This window comes from Pseudoalteromonas sp. SR43-3, from assembly GCF_014163875.1.
GTDB classification, from domain to species: domain Bacteria; phylum Pseudomonadota; class Gammaproteobacteria; order Enterobacterales; family Alteromonadaceae; genus Pseudoalteromonas; species Pseudoalteromonas distincta.
In genome coordinates this window covers 1-1434 of the sequence record NZ_JACJEC010000041.1, presented here as the reverse complement: position 1 = coordinate 1434, position 1434 = coordinate 1, and the positions used below count along the sequence as shown (strand labels likewise).

The window sequence follows — 1434 nt, the reverse complement described above, 5'->3', positions numbered from 1 at the left end:
CTCTAATTTGTAGTAGCTCATATCCGATCTTACAGTTTAAAAGAACGGGTTTAGACTTCGCCTGACAGGCGGCTTTGAGCGAGAAGCAGTCATCCAGTTAAGTAATCATTAACTTAGTAAGAATAAGAGGAAAATCTCCTCTTTTTACATGTTTATATGAGTTACAGAAAACATAATATTTATAGCTGGCAATCACTTATACTATTTGCTAATAATGTAAGTTCATAAAATAAGGACGTTTACGCGCTAAGATAGGGAAAGTGTCCTCTGATAAGTTGTTATGTTTCTAAGAGGTGTAGATGACATTAGTTGTTGCTGGATATAATTTTGAAGAAAACCCATTTCGAGAAATAGATAATATTAAAGAAATTACAGGGGTAAGGGCTGAAGGGCTATTCGCAGTTGCTGACAGTATTATTACAAGCCATAGTTCGAATGGGCATTCTCCTTTGTTATCAGGGTTTAAAAAAATTAAAGAGATCCCTGTTAAATTGTGGCAACCCTATTTTATTGGGGAAAATTTCAAGTCATACAATAGTGTATTTTTGGACTTTGAATGTTTCGTTGCTTTCGCTGGTAGCACTCTAACAGCGCAGCATGTGATTGATTTAATATCTAATCATTTGGCAACATTAAGAATAGATTTTCAAAGTGGAAACTTTCAAAACGATGGTAAGTATGTTGTAAAAAAAAGGTGCGATCCTAATAACCTAATACAGGATGGTCATAGTTCAGTGTATGGCGATGATATGTTTATTCCTGAAAAGCACTATCACGGCCTTTTGACTTCTGAATACATTGCCGAGGTTGTTGAGCATTCGATAAATAAGGCATTAAGTTCAGCTCAAAAATACAAATTAGATCAAAAATCATTAAGGGAAATGTATACAGAGTTTATTCTTGGTGTGAATTGTCCTTCAACAGGCTCAGATCTTATAGTTAAATATAAAATGAATCAGCGTATGAACACCGAAGGCATGTTTGAAGTTTTTGTTGAAAGTCAGCAAATTCAGGAAGACGAAGTCGCTGTAATAGGAATGAGTGATAGATTCAATGAATTGGCACAAAACACTGCCAAAGACACAATTAAAAAAGGTTTATCATTAAAAAACGAAATGACTTCGTTTGTTAAAAACGCCATAGACGAGGTTAATGGTGAAGGATCTTTTCAAATAGCTATGCCCGTAGTAGTTAAAAGCCTCGAAAACAGAAAAGTCTCAAAGACGGTAATTACAGAAGAAAAATAACAAGGTATTTAAACGAAATAAAAACAGTGGGTTAGCTTTCGCTTCGCTACACATTTTAACCCGCAATTTTTGTCCAATTAATGCGTCGTTACCAATGACTGCTTATGGCACATATGCGACTGTCAGATTTGATCAAAAACTAAAAATCAAACCTGACAGATTAAGTTAAGACTTCTTCATATAATTT

The 1434-nt window shown here is 34.5% G+C and carries 1 protein-coding gene; it reads left to right on the top strand.

Annotated elements, in window-relative coordinates:
- The first annotated feature begins 299 nt into the window (after window positions 1-299).
- A complete protein-coding gene (locus H5088_RS20065; RefSeq protein ID WP_101162771.1) occupies window positions 300-1247 on the top strand; it encodes a hypothetical protein in 948 nt (315 codons plus the stop codon).
- Window positions 1248-1434: the final 187 nt, after the last annotated feature.

Bases quoted from the DNA above. Each gene is read 5' to 3' on its own strand.
- H5088_RS20065 (WP_101162771.1), top strand. From the start codon at position 300: ATGACATTAGTTGTTGCTGGATATAATTTTGAAGAAAACCCATTTCGA.